Source organism: Sulfitobacter sp. EhC04, assembly GCF_001650875.1.
In the GTDB taxonomy this organism is placed as follows: domain Bacteria; phylum Pseudomonadota; class Alphaproteobacteria; order Rhodobacterales; family Rhodobacteraceae; genus Sulfitobacter.
This window is the reverse complement of the sequence record NZ_LXYI01000056.1, coordinates 1-3,313: the sequence shown is the minus strand read 5'-3', so window position 1 is coordinate 3,313 and position 3,313 is coordinate 1. Positions and strand designations below refer to the sequence as shown.

The window sequence follows — 3,313 nt, the reverse complement described above, 5'->3', positions numbered from 1 at the left end:
TCCCACCCACCCCGGAAGACGAACAGCTTGCCCGGCTCCGTCTGTTGCGCTCGCGCCGGGTCGGAATAGCGACGTATAAACGACTGCTGACTGAATACGGTAATGCGCAGAACGCGCTGGCCGCGCTGCCTGAGGTGGCGCGCGCTGCTGGCGTTTCCAGCTATACCCCCTGTCCGGAGGGCGTGATTCTCGCGGAACTGAAAACCGCCCGTGCGGCGGGGGCGCAGCTGCTGGCGCTGGGTGACCCACCCTATCCCGAACAGCTGGCGGAACTTGCGGATGCACCGCCCTTCCTGTGGTGCCTGGGCGATCCGGCCCTGCTGGCGCGGCCCATGGTTTCGCTGGTGGGCGCGCGCAATGCGTCGTCGCTGGGCACACGGATGGCGCGCGGGCTGGCGCGTGATCTGGGCGCTGCGGGCTATGTCGTGGTGTCCGGCCTGGCCCGCGGGGTCGATGCCGCCGCACATCTTGGCGCATTGGACAGCGGGACCGTCGCGGTACAGGCAGGCGGCGTTGACGTGATCTATCCTGCGGAAAATGCCGAACTGGCCCGCGACATAGCCGGGCGCGGGTTACGCCTGTCTGAACAACCCTTTGGTCTGCAACCGATGGCGCGACATTTTCCCAGCCGCAATCGCATCATATCGGGCCTGTCACACGCAACGGTCGTGGTAGAGGCGGCCGCGAAATCCGGCAGCCTGATCACCGCGCGCGATGCGCTCGACCAAGGCCGCGAGGTGCTGGCGGTGCCGGTTCATCCGCTTGATGCCCGCGCTGCGGGCTGCAACATGCTGATCCGCGATGGGGCATTGCTGGTGCGTTCCGCTGTTGATGTCCTGGACGCACTGTCGGAAAGGGCCCCATTCAACGGTGCCGCGCCGGGTGGTGTCGAAAGCCCCACGGCCCTGCGCGCACCGCCGCCCCGGCCAAACCTGAAAGACGCTGCGCGCCTGCACCAACAGATTCTGGCGCGCCTCGGCCCCTCCCCCCTGGCCGAGGACCAGTTGATCCGCGATCTGAAAGTGGCACCGGCGCAGGTTTCCCCGGCCCTTGTCGATCTCGAACTTGATGGGCAGATTGCGCGACAACCCGGCGGGTTGCTGACAAGGGTCGTGTGACCCGCCGCGCCCGAAACGCAGGCTTTGGCGGCTTATGAAATCAGGTTGCCACAGGATAGACCGCCTTCATCAGGCGTGCTTCCTGCGCCCCAAACCAACGGATGACAGAACCGGCAATCGCCATGCTTGGTCACGCCTGTCGCACTGCTGGCAGAGCAGCCATCGCCGCCGTGAAAACACCCGCACCCTGCCCCGACCGCTGCCTTCCGGGATCGACCTGTTCGGCTGACGCGCATTGACAATCCACCCCACGATCCCACATGACACAACGCACGGAAGACCCCGCTTTTCTTATCAAGGTACTGAATTCATGCCAGTTGTTGTTGTCGAATCTCCTGCCAAGGCCAAAACGATCAACAAATACCTGGGGGACAACTACACCGTTCTTGCCTCTTACGGTCACGTCCGCGACCTGCCGCCCAAGGACGGGTCTGTCGACACCGAACATGAATTCGACATGAAATGGGAGGTCGCCAGCGACAGCAAGAAGCACGTCAAGGCAATTGCAGACGCGCTGAAGAACGACAACGAGTTGATCCTCGCAACTGACCCCGACCGCGAGGGCGAAGCGATCAGCTGGCACCTGCAAGAGACGCTGACCGCCCGCAAGTCGATCAAGAAGGACACGCCGGTCAGCCGCGTGGTGTTCAACGCGATCACCAAGGCCGCAGTGACCGAAGCGATGAAAAACCCGCGCCAGGTCGACATGCCGCTGGTGGAGGCCTATCTGGCCCGCCGCGCGCTGGATTATCTGGTGGGCTTCAACCTGTCACCGGTGCTGTGGCGCAAGCTGCCCGGTGCCAAATCGGCAGGCCGGGTGCAGTCGGTCACCCTGCGCCTGATCGTCGAGCGCGAGATGGAGATCGAAGCCTTCCGCGCCCGCGAATACTGGACCGTCAAGGCGCTGCTGGCCACGCCGCGTGGTCAGGAATTCGAAGCGCGGCTTGTCACGCTCGCGGGCGACAGGCTGGACAAGTTCGACCTTTCCGATGGCACCAAGGCGGAAATGGCCGTACAGGCGATCACCAGCCGCGACCTGTCCGTCACCAGTGTCGAGGCGAAGCCGGCCACACGCAACCCCTCCGCCCCTTTCATGACCTCGACCCTGCAACAAGAGGCCAGCCGCAAGTTCGGCATGGGCGCGCGCCAGACCATGAGCACCGCCCAGCGCCTGTATGAGGCCGGGCACATTACCTATATGCGGACCGATGGCATCGACATGGCCCCCGAGGCCGTGACCATGGCCCGCGATGCGATCAAGGACCGTTTCGGTGCCGATTATGTCCCCGGCGAGCCGCGCATCTACAAGAACAAGGCGAAGAACGCGCAGGAAGCACATGAATGCATCCGGCCCACGGACATGACCCGTGATGCGGCCTCGCTCAAACTCGAATCGGACCAGGCCAAGCTCTACGATCTGATCTGGAAACGGACCCTTGCCTGTCAAATGGCCAGCGCCAGGATGGAACGCACCACGGTCGAGGTCGGCAGCAAGGACGGTCAGGTCGGCCTGCGCGCCACCGGTCAGGTTGTGCTGTTCGACGGGTTTCTGCGCGTCTATGAAGAAGGCCGCGATGACGTGGTTGACGAGGACGACAAGCGCCTGCCCCAGATCGGCGAAGGCGACAAGATGGACAAGCGCGCCGTCACGCCCGAACAGCATTTCACCCAGCCCCCGCCGCGCTACACCGAGGCGACGCTGGTCAAACGCATGGAAGAACTGGGCATCGGTCGGCCCTCCACCTATGCCAGTATCGTCACCACGATTCAGGACCGTGAATATGTGCGCCGCGAGGGTCAGCGCCTGATCCCCGAGGACAAGGGCCGCCTGGTCACCGCCTTTCTGGAAAACTACTTCCGCCGCTACATCGGCTATGATTTCACCGCCGACCTCGAAGACCAGCTCGACAAGGTGTCTGCGGCCGATGCGAACTACAAGGATGTGCTGGGCCGGTTCTGGCGGGACTTTTCCGCCGCCATCGCCGAAACCTCCGAGCTGCGCATCACCGAGGTGCTGGAAAAGATCAACGAGGTGCTGGAGCCGCACCTGTTCCCGCCCACCGAAGACGGCAGCGATCAGCGCCTGTGCCCGAATTGCGGCGCGGGCAGGCTTTCGATGCGCACCGCGCGGTCCGGCGGCGCGTTCATCGGCTGCTCCAACTACCCTGAATGTCGCTATACCCGCCCCTTTGGCC

2 protein-coding genes are annotated in these 3,313 nt (G+C 64.1%); both read left to right on the top strand.

Annotated elements, in window-relative coordinates:
• Positions 1-1,118: DNA-processing protein DprA (dprA, locus tag A8B82_RS20080; protein WP_235604749.1), on the top strand; the 1,118-nt coding region annotated here is incomplete at its 5' end.
• A gap of 310 nt (positions 1,119-1,428) precedes the next feature.
• A partial coding sequence (gene topA, locus A8B82_RS20075; protein WP_067296580.1) for a type I DNA topoisomerase occupies positions 1,429-3,313 on the top strand: 1,885 nt, incomplete at its 3' end.